Annotated in this window: 13 protein-coding genes; 9 read left to right on the top strand and 4 right to left on the bottom strand. The window is 69.6% G+C overall.

Annotated elements, in window-relative coordinates; translation table 11 throughout:
• Positions 1–9 precede the first annotated feature (9 nt).
• The 7 genes from H7A87_RS19430 to fabG all read left to right on the top strand — a co-directional run bounded on the left by H7A87_RS19430 (position 10) and on the right by fabG (position 6,393).
• Positions 10–759: a lysophospholipid acyltransferase family protein gene (locus H7A87_RS19430; RefSeq protein ID WP_104585197.1), complete on the top strand. Its 750-nt coding sequence runs from the start codon at positions 10–12 to the stop codon at positions 757–759.
• A gap of 71 nt (positions 760–830) precedes the next feature.
• Positions 831–1,058: a hypothetical protein gene (locus H7A87_RS19425; RefSeq protein WP_232087889.1), complete on the top strand. Its 228-nt coding sequence runs from the start codon at positions 831–833 to the stop codon at positions 1,056–1,058.
• Complete coding sequence (locus H7A87_RS19420; protein WP_119129849.1) at positions 1,055–2,029, top strand: acyltransferase; 975 nt, start codon at positions 1,055–1,057, stop codon at positions 2,027–2,029. Before H7A87_RS19425 ends, H7A87_RS19420 begins: the two co-directional genes overlap by 4 nt.
• Complete coding sequence (locus H7A87_RS19415) at positions 1,953–2,600, top strand: LolA-related protein (RefSeq protein ID WP_104585237.1); 648 nt, start codon at positions 1,953–1,955, stop codon at positions 2,598–2,600. Before H7A87_RS19420 ends, H7A87_RS19415 begins: the two co-directional genes overlap by 77 nt.
• Positions 2,601–2,693: 93 nt before the next feature.
• Complete coding sequence (locus H7A87_RS19410) at positions 2,694–5,060, top strand: MMPL family transporter (protein ID WP_119129995.1); 2,367 nt, start codon at positions 2,694–2,696, stop codon at positions 5,058–5,060.
• The gene (locus tag H7A87_RS19405) at positions 5,047–5,487 is read left to right on the top strand and encodes a phosphotransferase (protein WP_104585239.1); all 441 of its coding nucleotides are present in this window, start codon (positions 5,047–5,049) and stop codon (positions 5,485–5,487) included. Before H7A87_RS19410 ends, H7A87_RS19405 begins: the two co-directional genes overlap by 14 nt.
• A 168-nt stretch (positions 5,488–5,655) precedes the next feature.
• Entirely contained in the window at positions 5,656–6,393 is a 738-nt protein-coding gene (gene fabG / locus H7A87_RS19400) for a 3-oxoacyl-ACP reductase FabG (protein WP_104585205.1), read from the top strand.
• A 366-nt stretch (positions 6,394–6,759) separates the two neighbouring features.
• Here the strand turns inward: fabG and H7A87_RS19395 are convergent, their stop codons facing one another.
• Genes H7A87_RS19395 through H7A87_RS19380 form a run of 4 tightly spaced genes read right to left on the bottom strand, consistent with a single transcriptional unit; the run spans position 6,760 to position 11,166 of the window.
• Positions 6,760–8,382: an NAD(P)/FAD-dependent oxidoreductase gene (locus tag H7A87_RS19395; protein ID WP_119129847.1), complete on the bottom strand. Its 1,623-nt coding sequence runs from the start codon at positions 8,380–8,382 to the stop codon at positions 6,760–6,762.
• Positions 8,379–9,200: a glycosyltransferase family 2 protein gene (locus tag H7A87_RS19390; RefSeq protein WP_104585211.1), complete on the bottom strand. Its 822-nt coding sequence runs from the start codon at positions 9,198–9,200 to the stop codon at positions 8,379–8,381. The genes H7A87_RS19395 and H7A87_RS19390 overlap by 4 nt, the downstream gene beginning before the upstream one ends.
• On the bottom strand, positions 9,197–9,970 hold the full coding sequence (locus H7A87_RS19385; RefSeq protein ID WP_119129846.1) for a beta-ketoacyl synthase chain length factor: 774 nt from the start codon (positions 9,968–9,970) through the stop codon (positions 9,197–9,199). The genes H7A87_RS19390 and H7A87_RS19385 overlap by 4 nt, the downstream gene beginning before the upstream one ends.
• On the bottom strand, positions 9,970–11,166 hold the full coding sequence (locus tag H7A87_RS19380; RefSeq protein WP_119129845.1) for a beta-ketoacyl-[acyl-carrier-protein] synthase family protein: 1,197 nt from the start codon (positions 11,164–11,166) through the stop codon (positions 9,970–9,972). Before H7A87_RS19380 ends, H7A87_RS19385 begins: the two co-directional genes overlap by 1 nt.
• Before the next feature lie 217 nt (positions 11,167–11,383).
• Between H7A87_RS19380 and H7A87_RS19375 the strand changes: the two genes are divergently transcribed.
• Complete coding sequence (locus H7A87_RS19375; RefSeq protein WP_104585241.1) at positions 11,384–11,644, top strand: YcgL domain-containing protein; 261 nt, start codon at positions 11,384–11,386, stop codon at positions 11,642–11,644.
• The gene (locus tag H7A87_RS19370; RefSeq protein ID WP_119129844.1) at positions 11,637–14,957 is read left to right on the top strand and encodes an ankyrin repeat domain-containing protein; all 3,321 of its coding nucleotides are present in this window, start codon (positions 11,637–11,639) and stop codon (positions 14,955–14,957) included. The genes H7A87_RS19375 and H7A87_RS19370 overlap by 8 nt, the downstream gene beginning before the upstream one ends.
• Positions 14,958–14,963: the final 6 nt, after the last annotated feature.

Below are 14,963 nucleotides of genomic sequence, written 5' to 3'. Positions count from 1 at the left end.
AAGACAAAAATGCCGTTGGCAAGGATGCCGTCGCGCCTGGCGTGGGCCGTGTTCAATCTGCTGCAACTGGCCTTCACGCTGACGTTTACCGCTGGCGGAATCGTCTATGCCCTGGTGCTGCTGGCGATCACGCGCGATGCCGACCGCCTGCTGCGCATGGGCGCCTGGATGTGGTCGCCGGTGCTGTTTCGCGGCGCCGGCGCCAAGGTGATCGTGGAAGGCCGCGAGCGCGTGGACTGGTCTAGGAATTATCTGTTCGTCAGCAACCACCAGTCGGTCATCGATATCTGCGCGTTGTTCTACGCCTTGCCGGTGCCGCTGCGGTTCCTGCTCAAGGACGAGATGCTCAAGGTGCCGTTCGTGAACTGGTATGCGCGGGCCACCGGCATGCTGTTCCTGGACCGCGACAGCCGGCGTGCCGGGGCGATGGTGCGCCGGCAGGCAGCGGCGCTGCTGCGCGAGGGCAAGCAGTTGTGTCTGTTTCCCGAAGGTACCCGCAGCCGCAGCGGCGCATTGTTGCCGTTCAAGGCCGGGCTGTTGCAGGCCGCTATCGATGCTGGCGTGCCGGTGGTGCCGGTGGCGCTGGATGGCTGCGGCAAGGTGCTGCCGGTGGAGGGTGTGTTCAGGGTGCGCCCGGGCATCATCCGTGTGCGTATCGGCGATCCGATCCCGGTGACCGGGCCGGATGCGCCGGACCGCCAGCAATTGACCGAGCAGGCACATGACGCCGTGGCTGCGATGCTTCAACCCAGGATTTGAGTTGCCCGCTTATGGATTTTGTCGTGCCGCATGATCATCCCTGCCTGCCCGGGCACTTTCCGGGGCGTCCCGTGGTGCCTGGCGTGGTCGTGCTCGACCATGTACTGCAGGCGGTGGAAGCCGCCCATGGCCCACGCGCGGCGGCGCGCCTGCCGCAGGTGAAGTTCGTGCGGCCGTTGCTGCCGGGGCAGGTGGCATCGATCACGCTGGACGGCGTCGGCCCGCGCTGGCGCTTTCGCGTGCAGCGCGCCGACGAGCTGCTGGTCAGCGGCGAACTGGTGGCGGAGGCGGCGCAATGAGCAGCCAGTGGAAGCAACGTCCCGAAGGCGGCGGACGTTTCGCGCTGTGGCTGATCCGCGGCATCGCCCAGTACGGCGGGCGCGCGGTGGGACGCGCGCTGCTGTACCCGATCACGCTGTACTTCCTGCTGGTGCGTGCGCCCGAGCGCAGCGCCTCGCGTGCCTATCTGACCCACGTGCTGGACCGCCCGGCCACGCTGCGCGACGTGGCGCGGCATATCCACACCTTCGCCTCGACGATTCTGGACCGTGTGTACATGCTGTGCGGGCAGATGCAGCGCTTCCGAGTCGACATCACCGGGCTGGATCAGCTGCATACGCAGATGGACCGCGGCCGCGGCGTGCTGATCTTCGGCTCGCACCTGGGCAGCTTCGATGCGCTGCGCGTGCTGGCCACCGAGCGGCCGGACGTGCAGGTCAAGGTGGTGCTGGACAAGGCGCACAACCGCGCCATGACCGAGCTGCTGGGCGCGCTGAATCCGCAGCTGGCGGCCAACATCATCGATGCCGGCATGGACGCGACCTCGATCGTCATGGCGATCAAGGACGCCACCGATGCCGGCGCGCTGGTCGCGCTGCTGATCGACCGCCCGCGCGAGGGCGACCCGGCATTGCCGGCGATGTTCCTCGGCCGCAACGCGATGTTCCCGACCTCGCCGTGGCTGATCGCCGCAGCGCTCAAGGTGCCGGTGGTGCTGGCGTTCGGCCTGTATCGCGGCGGCAATCATTACGAGCTGGCGTTCGAGACCTTCAGCGAAGGCCTGGACGTGCCACGCCGCCAGCGTGCGCCGGTGCTGGCGGTACTCATGCGCGATTACGCGGCCAGGCTGGAACATTACACCCGCTACGCGCCGTACAACTGGTTCAACTTCTACGATTTCTGGAACACCCACCATGCCGATGTGCCGCACCCTGCCGTGGATGCTGATACTGCTGTTCAGCGCCGCACCGCTATGCGCCGCACCGCCTGAGACGCTGGACGTGGGCCAGGTGCTGCAGCGCCTGGCACGCCCCGCACCGGTCAGTACCGAGTTCGTCGAACTGCGTGGTTCGGCCCTGCTGAAGACGCCGCTGCGCGTGCAGGGCCACTACCGGCGTCCGGACGCACAGACGCTGGTGCGCGAGGTCAGCGCACCGTATCGCGAGACCACCACGTTGCAAGGCGACCAAGGCGTGCTGGAACGCGAAGGCAAGGCGCCGCGGCGTTTTGCGCTCAGCCGCGTGCCCGAGCTGGCCGGCTTGAAGTCCGGCTTCGGCGCATTGCTGGCCGGCGACCGCGCGCTGCTGGAGCAGCACTACCGCATCAGCGGGCAGGGCCAGCTGCAATCCTGGGCATTGACCCTGCAGCCCAAGGACGCCGCTGTCGCCAGGCAGGTCCGCGAGTTGCGGCTGTACGGGCGCAATGACGAGTTGCGCTGCATCGAAAGCCTGCCGGCCAAGGGCGAGGTGCAACGCACGCTGCTGGCCGGTGCCGCGCGCGAGGCCGCACGCGTGACCGATGCGGCGGCGCTGACCACGCTGTGCCACGGGTCGGGCGCGTGACGCAGCGCGCCTGCGGCGCCAGCAAGGCGCCCGCACAGCCCGATGCCGCGCGTGCGGCCGGTGGACGTTCCGCTGGCACCGCGAGGCTTGCGCATGGCGTTTAAATTGAATGCCAACCGCCGCATCGGCCTGGCGCTGCTGTGGCTGGCCTTGCTGGCGGTGGCCGGGTTCTGGTTGAGCGAGACGCTCAAGGTCACCGGCGACCTGCGCAAGTTCATGCCCGCCCCGCGCACGCCGGCGCAGAAACTGCTGATCGAGGAACTGGGCGAAGGCCCCGGCTCGCGCCTGTTGCTGATGGCGCTGTCCAACAGCGACCCGGCCACGCTGGCCGCGCAGTCGCAGGCACTGCAGCAGGCTCTGGCCGCGCAGCCGCAACTATTCGAGCTGGTCGGCAATGGCGGCAGCGCGGGCCTGGATGCGATCCCCGAGCGCCTGCTGCCGTATCGCTATCTGCTCAGCGACAGCTTCGACGCCGCGCCGCTGGATGCGCACACCCTGCAGGCAGCGTTGCAGTCGCGCGTGCAGGATCTGGGCTCACCTGCCGCTGCGATGGTGGAGCCGTTGTTGCCGCGCGACCCGACGCTGGAAGTACTGCATCTGGCCGAAACCCTGCAGCCGGCCGCGGCGCCGCAGACGCGCAACGCGGTGTGGTTCGACCGTGCCGGCACCTCGGCCTTGCTGATCGTGCAGACGCGCGCAGCCGGCTTCGATCCCACCGGCCAGCAGCTGGCCTACGACGCGGTACGGACGGCGTTTGCCAAGGTCAGCCAGGGCACCTCGACGCAGCTTGTCCTGACCGGCCCCGGCGCCTTTGCGGTGGAAATCACCGCGCGCACGCAGGGCGAGGCGCAATGGATCGGTACGCTGGATACGGTGGGGCTGGTGCTGTTGCTGCTGGTCGCCTACCGCAGCTGGAAGATCCCGGTGCTCGGCGTGCTGCCGTTGGCCAGTGCCGGCCTGGCCGGTCTGGGCGCGGTGGCCGTGTTGTTCGAGGGCGTGCACGGCATCACCGTGGCATTCGGCTTCACCCTGATCGGCGTGGTGCAGGATTACCCGATCCACCTGTTCAGCCATCAGCGTCCCGGCCTGGATCCACGCGACAACGCGCGCCATCTGTGGCCGACGCTGGCCACCGGCGTGGTGTCGACCTGCATTGCCTATGTGACCTTCCTGTTTTCCGGGGTGGACGGCTTGCGGCAGCTGGCGGTGTTCACCATCGCCGGGTTGGCGACCGCCGCGATCACCACCCGGTGGCTGTTGCCGGCGTTGATCGACCCGGCGCCGCGCGACTACGCCGATTCGCGCATCCTCGCCGCGCTGTGGCGTGGCATCGCGCGGCTGCCACGGCCGCGCATCAGTCTGGCGGTGATTGCGCTGATCGGCATCGCGGTGATCGCGTTTGCACCGGGGCAATTCTGGCAGAACGATCTGTCGAAGCTGACCCCGGTGCCGCCCAAGGCGTTGGCGCAGGACACGCAGCTGCGACAGGAACTGGGCGCCCCCGACGTGCGCTACGTGCTCGCATTGCCTGCCGCCAGCGACGAGGCAGCGCTGCAGGCCAGCGAGCAGTTGCGCCCGCGCCTGGATGCGCTGGTGCGCGACGGCGCGCTGACCGGTTACGACATGGCCGCGCGTTATCTGCCCAGCATCAAGACCCAGCGTGCGCGTCAGGCCGCGTTGCCGGATGCTGCGCAAGCGCGCGCATTGACCGACAGTGCGGTGGCCGCCACGCCGTTTCGCAGCGATGCGTTTGCGCCGTTCCTGCAGGACCTGGACGCTGCCAAGCGCGCCGCGCCGCTGTTGCCGAAGGACCTGGCCGGCTCGCCGCTGGCGACCTCGGTCGGCGGGCTGCTGCTGGGGCGCGGCGATCGCAGCACCGCGCTGGTGTCGTTGACCGGCCTGCGCGATCCGTCGGTGGTGGCTGCCGCCGTGCAAGGCAGCGGCGCGCAATTGCTGGATCTCAAGGATGCCTCCGAATCCCTGGTTGCCGCCTATCGTGGACGTGTGCTCGGCGCGCTGGGGCTGGCTGCGCTGCTGCTGGCGGTGACGGTGGCAATCGCGTTGCGCAGCCCGCGCCGGATCGTGCGCGTGTTGCTGCCGATGGCGCTGACCACGGTGCTGATCCTTGCGATCCTGCGCGGCATGGGGGTGGAGCTCAACCTGTTCCACCTGATCGCGCTGATCCTGGCGGCAGGCCTGGGCCTGGATTACGCGCTGTTCTTCGACCATGCCGGCGACGATCACGCCGACCAGTTGCGCACCTTGCATGCCTTGATCGTGTGCAGCCTGATGACCTTGCTGGTGTTCGCGTTGTTGGCTGCCTCCAGCATCCCGGTGTTGCGGGCGATCGGCAGCACGGTGGCGTTGGGGGTGTTGTTCAATTTCATCCTGGCCTTGCTGGTATCGCGCGAGCCCGCGCTGGAGCGCGCAAGAAGTGGAGGTGCACATGCAGGGACGTGACGCGATTGCCGCCTTGATTCCGCACCAGGGCAGCATGTGCCTGTGGGAAGAGGTGGTCGACTGGGATGCGCAGCGCATCGTGCTGCGCAGTCACGCGCATCGCAGCGACACGCATCCGTTGCGCGCCGATGGCCGCTTGCGTGCGCTGCACCTGTGCGAATACGGCGCGCAGGCGATGGCGGTGCATGGCGGTTTGCTGGGGCATGATCCCAGCCAGCCAGCGCGCCTGGGCATGCTGGTCGCCCTGCGAGGCGTGGAGTTGCATCTGGCCTATCTGGACGACCTTCCTGCTGCGATCGAATGCGAAGCAGTGGTATTGATGCAGGCCGACGACAGCCAGCAATACAGTTTTCGCCTGACCCACCAGGGGCAGTTGCTCGCCGAAGGCCGCGCCACGGTGATGCTGGTCGCCGGGCGGGCCCTGTAGGAGCGCGCTTGCGCGCGATGAAGCGTTACCGTTGAAGCCTCATCGCGCGCAAGCGCGCTCCTGCCGAATGTGGGCGATCGATGCGGGCGGTCTATTCCTGCACTTGCTGCCAGTCGTTAGGATGAGGCTCTTTCCGCCGTCATTTCTGCGGCTTCCATCGAGGCGTCCATGAGCACATCCATTCCACAGCGCCGCGCGCTGGTCACCGGCGGCAGCGGCGATCTCGGTGGTGCGATCAGCCGTCACCTGGCGGCGCAGGGTCGCCATGTGATCGTGCACGCCAATCGCAATCTCGCCCGCGCCGACGCCGTGGTCGCAGCGATCGTGGCCGACGGCGGCAGTGCCCAGGCGGTGGCGTTCGATGTGGCCGATGCGCAGGCCAGTGCAGCGGCGCTGGCAAGCCTGCTGGAGGTTGGCCCGATCCAGATCGTGGTCAACAATGCCGGCATCCACGACGATGCGCCGATGGCCGGCATGAACGCCGAACAGTGGCATCGGGTCATCGACGTGTCGTTGCACGGGTTCTTCAACGTCACCCAGCCGTTGCTGCTGCCGATGGCGCGTACGCGCTGGGGCCGTATCGTCAGCGTGTCGTCGGTGGCGGCAGTGCTGGGCAATCGCGGGCAGACCAACTACGCCGCGGCCAAGGCCGCCTTGCACGGCGCCAGCAAATCGCTGTCGCGCGAGATGGCCAGCCGCGGCATTGCCGTCAACGTGGTCGCGCCGGGCGTGATCGAAAGCGAGATGGTCGGCGAAAGCTTCGCGCCGGAGGTGATCAAGCAACTGGTGCCGGCCGGCCGCGTCGGCAAGCCCGACGAAGTGGCCGCATTGGTTGCGTTCCTGTGTTCGGAGGCAGCTGGCTATATCAACGGCCAGGTCATCGGCATCAATGGCGGCATGGGCTGAGAGCCGCTGATAGAACGACGATGCCTCCCCCCAGGTAGGCGCGGCTAGTGTGGTTCCCATCAGCGCACGACCAGGTTGGCAGGTGCGGTGTCCTCGCCGCTGTGAGCTTGCTGCAGGGCCCTTGCCCGCCCACCATCGCGGGACACGCCGTGAATCCGTCCATGGAGGCTCTTACGCGGCATCCCTGCCGCGTAAGGTCCCGCGACGGTGGGCGGGCAAGGACCGGGCGAGATGGGTGGTGTGCCTGTGCAAGCAATGCACCTCGCGCGGCCGTTCGATGCGTTGCGGTTTGATCGGCGTCCGGCATTTGAATCAAGCTGGCGCGGATCCAGAAAAAACGCGCCGTCGCCGGCGCGGTCTTCAAGCTCACGCTGCGTCGGCGTACCAGGCGGCGGTGAGGATGGGTTCGCCGACGGCATTGGCGGTCAAGGCGTCCAGTCCATGGTCCGGCAGTCCGGCATGGCGCTGACGCGCCTTGTGCAGGATCTCGCGCGCCAGCACCGCCATCTGCGCGACGTTGCGGTGGATGCGCGCGGCAAAGGCATCGTCGTCGAGGGTGTCGTGCAAGGCGCCGTTGAGTTCGTTGAACCAGCCGATCAGGTATTGATCGAGCAGGCGCCCATCGTCGCTGGCCAGGCCTTGTGCAGTGTTGTGCTGGCCCCAGTCGTGCAGCACGCGCTGCATCGCCAGATTCATGTCGCGCGCGTAGAAAAAATCCGCCTTCATGCGCGAGAGCAGGCTGAGGTCGGCGATCCGTCCGCTGCAGAACAGCGGCGCCAGCAGCGACCAATAGTAGGTGTAATCCCAGATCACCTTGACCGGCATCACCTGCGCATCGCCGAACAGGGCGTACTGATCCTGATACAGGGTCAGGGTGTTTTCGTAGAACGAGAAATACAGCTGCTGATACAGCTCGACATACGGGCTGAGCGATCTGCCGGCGCGGTCGCGGCCGATCAGTTCGCAGATGTAGGTATTGGAAATTGCGATGAAGTCGCTGCCGGGCGAATAGAACGGGTCCAGGAACAACCCCGCTTCGCCGGTCAGCGCCCAGCGCTGCGGCGAGAACACCTGCGTGCAGCCATAGGAGAAGTTGCGCAGGAACAGGAAGTCCTGCAGCCGGTAGTCGGCCTTGTCGAGCGTGGCGGCGACCTGCGGCTGATGCGTGCGCAGCCAGTTCATCGCCTTGTCGTGGGTGTTCATCGTCTCCAGCGGATGCATGGCCGCATCGCAGACGATGCCCAGCGAATGCGCGCCGGAGGAGAGCGGAATCAACCAGAACCAGTAGCCCGGCCCGCACATGTGGTTGGTCGAGCGCCAGCGATCCGGCGGCGTGCAGCGCTGCAGCCAGCTGCTGTCCTGCGACCAGCCATTGGGGTCAATCAGGCCTTCCACGCGCCACCACACTGCATTGGCGTCGTGCGCGTTGTCCTGCGCCAGGCCGAGCTTGCGCTTGAGCAGGCCGGCGCGGCCGCTGGCATCCACCACCCAGCGTGCGCGCAGCGTGCCGGCCTCGCCTGCGCGCTCGTAGCGCACGGCGTGGTCGGCATCGTCATCGGCCAGGTCCACGCCCTTGACGCTGCAGCCGTCGACAAACGTGATGCCCTGCGCGCGGGCGCGCTCGCCGAGGAAATTCTCGAAGCGGCCACGGTCGATCTGCCACGACGGCGTCGGCAGGATCTGGCTGACGCCCAGCTCGGTGCAGCGGTCGATGTCCTGGCGCCTGTCGGAAAAGAAGAAGCGGAAACCGAACTTGCGGATCTGCTCGGTCTCCAGGTGCTCGCGCAGGCCCAGCACGTCGGCGAAATAATGTGCGCCGATTTCCACCGTGGATTCGCCGACCTTGAACGCGGCCTCGCGCACCGGGTGCGCACGGCGCTCCAGCACGGTGATCGCCAGTTCGGGGTCGCGCTGGCGCAGCTGCAGCGCCAGGCTCAGGCCGGCCAGGCCACCACCGGTGATAACGACATCGGCACGCTGTGCATTCATGGGGATGGCTTGTTGGTGGTGACCGCAGGCACAGTAGCAAATTCGCCGTCGGCGTCGTCGATCAGCACCGGGTTGGCGCGCACGCGGCGGTATTCGCGCCAGATATGCCCATAGCTCCAGGCCTGCACGACCACGTGCGAGGTGATCTCCCACAGGTCGCGCACCAGCCGGAAATGGCTCTTGCGGAAGGTGCCCGGCGAGGTGCCGGCGTAGCGGGTTTCGATCGGCACCGCGACCACGCGCGCGCCGGCCTGGCGTGCGGCGGAAATCAGCAGCTGCGCTTCGAACACGAAGCCTTCGCCGGGCACGTCGGGCAGGGTGAACACCGAGGCCGGATACAGGCGCTGGCCGCTCTGGCTGTCGACCAGCTGGAAGCCGCAGGCCCAGGCGATGCCCCAGTCGCCGAAATCGTTGCCGATGCGGCGGATGGTGGGCTGGGTGGCGCGCTTGCGCATGCGTGCGCCGACGATGACACAGCCGGGGTGGCGGTTGGCCGCGGCCAACAGGCGCGGGAAATCGGCCGCCTTGTGCTGGCCGTCGCCGTCCATGGTCATCACGGCGCGCATGCCCATCCGCTGCGCCTGCGCAAACCCGCTGCGCAACGCGGCGCCCTTGCCCTTGCGCTGCGGATGCCGGATCAGGGTGATCGGCAGGTCGGCGATGCAGTCGGCGGTGCCGTCATCGGAGCCGTCGTCGATCACGATCACGTTCGAGCAATAGGTCAGCGCATCGTTGACCACTTCGCGGATGCGCAGCGACTCGTTCAGGGCCGGCACCAGGATCGCGGTGTCCTCGCGGGTCAGCGGCTGCCGGCTCACTGCTGGACCTCCAGCTGCAACACCCGGCCCGGGCCGGCGTACAGCGCCACGCGCTCGCCGCCAGCGGCGAGCAGGTCGAACAACGGCAGCATCGGCGCCATCGCATTGCCGGCGACCTGCCGCGACAACGGGCCCTCGCCCGATGTTGGCGTGCCGTCGTCCAGCCACGCCCGCAGCTGCGGCTTGCCGGCCTGGCCGGGGGCGCCCAGCACCAGCGCGCCGCCGAGCAGCCCCTGGCTGGGTGCGACCCGGCCCAGCGGCCCGACCGAGCGGGCGTCGTAGCCGGCCAGCAGCACCGCGTCCATGCCGGCGGCGCGTTGGACCAGCGCCTCCAGCAGGCCCTGCGCGAAGCTGCCCAGGCTGGCGCTGATCGCCGTGGCCGGGGTCATCGCCCCGGCGCCGATGGTCCAGTAGCCGGCCGCGGCGTTGTGCACCGAGTTGTGGAACTTGGTCGGCGAGATCGCCAACGGGTCGCTGGCCAGCGTGGTGCACATGTAGTCGGAGATGGCCAGATCGCCATAGGTGGAAGTAAAGATCGACGGCAGGCTGGCCGGCGCGCGGCCGGCGGCGTGACAGGCGGCCAGCGCCGCTTCCAGCGAGACCGCCACCGTGTCCGGTGCGCGGCGTCGTTCGTTGGCGGCCAGCAGCTGCGGTGCCGGGCGTGCCCCGGTGTCCTGCAGCGTGCCGTCACGGACGAAGGCCGCCGCGGCGTCCCAGCTCGGCAGGCCCTGGGTCCAGAAGCCGATTCCCTCGATGGTGGCAGCCAGCATCAGCGGGCCCGCCCGAACAGCAGCGAACAGTTGTTGCCGCCAAAGCCGAAGGAGTTGTTCATGGCGTAATCGATCTTGGAATGGGCATTGTCGAAACGGATCTGCGGGCCGCAGGCCGGGTCGGGCACGGCGCTGTTGAGCGTGCCCGGCAGCACGCCGTCGCGCAGCGCCAGCAGCGCGATCACCGATTCGACGATGCCGGCCGCGCCCAGGGTGTGGCCGGTCCAGGCCTTGGTCGAACTGGCGTGCAGGGTGGCGGGGAAGATCGCCGCCACCGCGACCGCCTCCACGCTGTCATTGGCCGGGGTGGCGGTGCCGTGCAGGTTCAGATAGCCCACCGCATCGGCGTCCAGGCCGGCGCGATCGAGCGCATCGCGCATCGCCAGCTGCGCGCCCAGGCCCTGCGGATGCGGGGCAGACATATGGTGCGCATCGCTGGATTCGCCATAGCCGTACAGCCACAGGGTGGCGTGCGGTGCGGCAGCGGTGCGTTCAAGCAGGGCAAAGCCGCCGGCCTCGCCCAGGCTCAGGCCGACCCGGCGCGCATCGAACGGCTGGCACAGCTCCGGCGCCACCACCTGCAGCGAGTTGAAGCCGAACAGCACGCTGCCGCACAAGGTATCCACGCCGCCGACCAGGGCGGCATCCACCACCCCGACATCGATCAGGCGCGCGGCCTGGGCGAACACCTTGGCGCTGGACGAACAGGCGGTGGCCACGGTCACGCTGGGGCCGCGCAGGCCGGTGGCGTGCTGCACGAAGTCGCCCAGCGAGTGCGGGGTATGCACGATCGGGCGATCCAGATCGTCGGGGAAGCGTGCGCCGTCGGCGTCTTCGACCAGGCGCGTATAGGCCTCCTCGCTGGCCCCGATGCTGGAGGTGGAGGTGCCGATGATCACCGCCACGCGCTCGGCGCCGTAGCGCTGCGCGGCAGCCTGCACGGCCTCGGCCATGCCGTCCTGCTGCAGGGCTAGCCAGGCCAGGCGGTTGTTGCGGCAGTCCCAGCCTTGCAGGGGGGGCGGCAGGACGACGTCTTCCACGCCCTCCACGCGGCCGATCCAGCAGGGCAGCGGCTGCGGGCCGAAATCGTTGCGACGCATGCCGCTGCGGCGAGCGGTCAGGGCAGCAGCCTGGGCATCGAGCCCGGCGCCGAGCGCGGTGGTGGAGGTAAAGGCGGTGACGGCGACCGGGGCCATCTGGGACGGATGCTGCGCTTGGCTCACGGTGGTCTGCTGGCAAAAAGTGGGCTCAGTATATCGATGGCGGGTCTGCCTCCCGTCGATGGCGCAACTGAACGTGCCGGTCATGTCGCTGACGGGGCAGGACTTTTCGCGTGCTGCCGCGCTTTCGCCATCGGCGCAATTGGGACACAATCCTGCGACACACTTGCCGATCGAGCGCGACCACGCGCGCATGCACGCCTACGTCTATAAAAGCCAACGCAAGCAGGACACCTTCGTCTATCTCGCCACGCGCGACGACTTCTCCGGTCTTCCCGCCGCCGTGCACGCGCAGCTGGCGCCGTTCGCGTTCGTGCTGGAGGTGGCGTTGACGCCCGAGCGCCGCCTGGCGCAGGCCGACGTGGCCACGGTGCGCGACGCACTTGGCAAGCATGGCTTCTATCTGCAGCTGCCCAAGACGGTGGTGCTGGCGGGCGAGTGCGACTATGACTGAGGCCGCACGGGCCGCACGCGTGCGGGCCGCAGCGCTGGCCGGGGCGGCCGGCGTGGCGTTGTCGTTGCTGGGCGGCATCGGCGGCGGCGTTGCCGCGGTGGCGCTGTGGCTGGCACAGCCGGCGTTCGCGCTGGCGGTGTCGTGGGCGCGCGGTACCCGCGCATTGCCCAGCCCGCCGCGCGCGGTTGCGCAGGCCCTGCCGCCGCTGCTGACGGTCTGGGGCGTGGGCCTGCTGGCGCTGGCCGCCCTGATCAGCTGGCCGCTGACCGCCCTGCGCGACAGCGGCAGCCTGGCTGCCGCGTTGGCCCTGAGTGTGGCGGTCAGCGCTGCGCTGCTCGGGCTGTGGCGGACCTGGCCGCTGTGGGGCGAGGTCGAGCGCGATGGCGGCGCCCTGGCCCCGCGCTGGCATGCGCTGGCGACGCAGGAGTTGCACGCCTGGCGCGGCCTGCTCGCCGCTGCCCTGGTGCTGGCGATGTGCACGCTGGTGGTGGCGCTGGCCTGGCCGGGCTGGCTGTCGAGCAGCTTGCGCTGGAGTCTGGCGATCGCCGCCAGCGTGCTGCTGCCGGCCGCCCATCTGCTGTTGCAGCGCACCGCCGCGCCGGGACGCAGCGACGCCCCGGCGGCGCTGCAGGCGGCCGATTTCTTTTCCGAAGCGGCGGCCGAGCCGCGTCCGCTGGAGCCGGTGGCCCAGCACCAACTGGTGCCCGAGCTGTTTGAGGCCGCGCGCAGCGGACGCGTGGACCGCGCGCTGCAGTTGCTCGATGCCGGCGCCGACCCGCAGGCGATGCCGCTGCCGGAGTGGCGCGACCAACGCAGCCTGCCTGCGCTAGCCGCGGTGCTGCCGGACCTGCGCCTGCTGCGCGAGCTGATCGTGCGCCGTGTCGACGTCAACCAGCCGCATCGCGGCATGACGCCATTGCTGGCCGCCACGCGCGACAGCTGGCACGGTCGCCCGGACGCGGTGATGACGCTGCTGGCCAACGGCGCGGACCCGCGCGCCAGCGACAACGACGGCAATACGCCGCTGCATCACGCGGTGCGCAGTTCCGACCCGGGCGTGGCCGCGCTGCTGCGCGATGCCGCCGCCGAGCTCGATGCGCTCAACCACGAAGGTCACTCGCCGCTGGCGATGGCCTGCCAGGTCGGCAACTGGCGGCTGGCCAAGTTCCTGCTGGAACGCGGCGCCCACTCCGAACCGGACGGCGGCGCGCCGGTGCTGCTGGCGGCGGCCGGCACCGAGGAAGACGACCCGGCCGGCGTGCAACTGCTGCTCAAGCACAAGGCGCGCGTGGATGCACGCGATCGTCAACGCCGCAGTGCCCTGCACGAAGCCGCACTGGCCGGGCACGGCGACATCGTCGAGGCGCTGCTGGCGGCCGGCGCCAATCTGGAAGCGCGCGACCTGCTCGGCCGCACGCCGTGGCTGGATGCGGCGCGGCAGGCACGGAGCGGCGTGCTCGAACGCCTGGTCGCACGCAAGGCCGATGTGCTGGCCGTCGATGGCGAGGGCCGCAACGCGGTGATGTTGGCCTGCGCCGCCGACAGCGTGTCGCCGGCCCTGATCCGGCGCCTGCTCGACCTGCAGGTGCCGGCCGACAGCACCGATGCGCACGGCCGGCGCGCGGTGGATGTGGCCGCCGAAGCCGGGCGCTGGGCGATCGTGCAATTGCTCGACCCCGCCTATCCGTTGCCGGCGGCGGTCAGCGATGCGCACGGCGAGACCCCCGGCGTGGCGCTGCTGCCCGACCGCCCGCCCCTGGTGCTGTTGCGCGAAGGCCTGCAGTTCGGTCAACGCGACGGCCTGGTCGCGCTGGCCCGCCTGTGCGGCCCGGAAGAACTTGGCAGCCTGCTGCACGACGCGCATCTGGCCTTGAACGCCGATGCGGTGGACTGGCTGCTGCGCCATGGGGCCGATGCCGAAGTGCGCGATGCCTGCGGCGACGTGCCGATGTTTGCACTGCTCTCGCGGGGCGTGGAGGCGGTGCCGGCACTGCAGGCGCTGCTGCGCCATGGCGTCTCGCCCGCCGGTGCGGGCGGGCTGACACGGCTGCTCAGCGCCTGCGTGCAGCACGATGCGGCATCGCGCGGGCTGGAACAGTTCGCGCTGGAATTGCTCGAACGCGGCGCCGACCCGTTCGCCGCATCGGCGGCCGGCGATCCGCCGTTGTCGCTGGCGGTGCGGCTGGGCTGGCTGCGCCTGCAGCAGTGGTTGCTGGAACACGGCGTGGACCGCGAGGCGCGCGACAGCCACGGCATGACTGCGCTGCACCTGGCCACCGCGCTGGGCCGCGAGGCATCGCTGAAATTGCTGGTCAAGCAGGGCGCCTCGCCGGAAGCGCGCGCTGCCGACGGGCAGACCCCATTGGGCGTGGCGCTGTCGATCGGCCGCCGCGACCTGGCCGACTGGCTGGACTGGCGCATCTGGTCGCTGCCGCACCGCAGCCTGCGCGAGGCGGATGTACCGGCGGCCGCGATGGTCGGCGACACCGATGCGGTGCGTCGCCTGATCGATCTCGGCCTGCCGGTCGACGCCGTCGATGCGCAGGGCTGCACCGCGCTGCTGCGTGCCGCCGGTGGCGGCCATCTCGGCGTGGTGGCGCATCTGCTCGGTCGCGGCGCCGATCCGCAACGCGCAGCCAATAGCGGCGCCACGCCGTTGTCGGCGGCGGTGAGCATGCGCCAGACCGAGATCGTGGCCGCGTTGCTGCAGGCCGGCGCGCAGATCGAGCACCGCCTGCCCGGCGGCGTCACCGTGCTGATGCTGGCCTGCGCGCTTGGCCTGCCGGATATCGTGGCGCGCCTGCTCACCGCGGCGGCCGACGTGCACGCCAACGACGACCAGGGCCTGGCGCCGCTGCATTGCGCCGCGCTGTACGGCTTCACCGCGCGCGACAAGAGCCGCCTGCTGGCCCTGCTGGATACCTTGCTGCTGGCCGGCGCCGACCCGGAGTATCTGGCCGGTGGCCGGGTCAGCCCCCTGCTACTGTTGCTGGGCGCGCGCGCCGAACCCGGCACCGCCTGCGACGAGCAGGTGGTGCTGGCCGGCGTCGAACGCCTGCTCGATGAAGACGTCTCGCTGGACGTGGCCGATCAGCGCGGTTTCGGCCCGCTGCACCTGGCCGCACTGCACGGTTTGCCGCTGCTGGTGCAGCGCCTGCTGCGGGCCGGCGCCGATGCCGACCGCCGCGACGCGCTCAACCGCACCCCGCGCGAGATCGCGATCATGCGCGGCTTCATCGATGTGGCCGGCCAGTTCGAGCCCGCCTTGCCGGGTGTGTCCTCGATGGCGCGCTTCCTGCGCGAAGGCCGCTGAACCAGC

It is taken from the genome of Xanthomonas sp. CPBF 426 (genome assembly GCF_903989465.1).
In the GTDB taxonomy this organism is placed as follows: Bacteria; Pseudomonadota; Gammaproteobacteria; order Xanthomonadales; family Xanthomonadaceae; genus Xanthomonas; species Xanthomonas euroxanthea.
The sequence above is the reverse complement of the archived record's forward strand: the minus strand, read 5'-3'. Positions and strand labels throughout refer to the sequence as shown.

Excerpts from the sequence above, each read along its gene's own strand:
- H7A87_RS19430 (WP_104585197.1), top strand. The coding sequence starts at position 10 with ATGCCGTTGGCAAGGATGCCGTCGCGCCTGGCGTGGGCCGTGTTCAAT.
- H7A87_RS19420 (WP_119129849.1), top strand. The coding sequence starts at position 1,055 with ATGAGCAGCCAGTGGAAGCAACGTCCCGAAGGCGGCGGACGTTTCGCG.
- H7A87_RS19415 (WP_104585237.1), top strand. The coding sequence starts at position 1,953 with ATGCCGATGTGCCGCACCCTGCCGTGGATGCTGATACTGCTGTTCAGC.
- H7A87_RS19410 (WP_119129995.1), top strand. The coding sequence starts at position 2,694 with ATGGCGTTTAAATTGAATGCCAACCGCCGCATCGGCCTGGCGCTGCTG.
- H7A87_RS19405 (WP_104585239.1), top strand. The coding sequence starts at position 5,047 with ATGCAGGGACGTGACGCGATTGCCGCCTTGATTCCGCACCAGGGCAGC.
- fabG (WP_104585205.1), top strand. The coding sequence starts at position 5,656 with ATGAGCACATCCATTCCACAGCGCCGCGCGCTGGTCACCGGCGGCAGC.
- H7A87_RS19395 (WP_119129847.1), bottom strand. The coding sequence starts at position 8,382 with ATGAATGCACAGCGTGCCGATGTCGTTATCACCGGTGGTGGCCTGGCC.
- H7A87_RS19385 (WP_119129846.1), bottom strand. The coding sequence starts at position 9,970 with ATGCTGGCTGCCACCATCGAGGGAATCGGCTTCTGGACCCAGGGCCTG.
- H7A87_RS19380 (WP_119129845.1), bottom strand. The coding sequence starts at position 11,166 with ATGGCCCCGGTCGCCGTCACCGCCTTTACCTCCACCACCGCGCTCGGC.
- H7A87_RS19375 (WP_104585241.1), top strand. The coding sequence starts at position 11,384 with ATGCACGCCTACGTCTATAAAAGCCAACGCAAGCAGGACACCTTCGTC.
- H7A87_RS19370 (WP_119129844.1), top strand. The coding sequence starts at position 11,637 with ATGACTGAGGCCGCACGGGCCGCACGCGTGCGGGCCGCAGCGCTGGCC.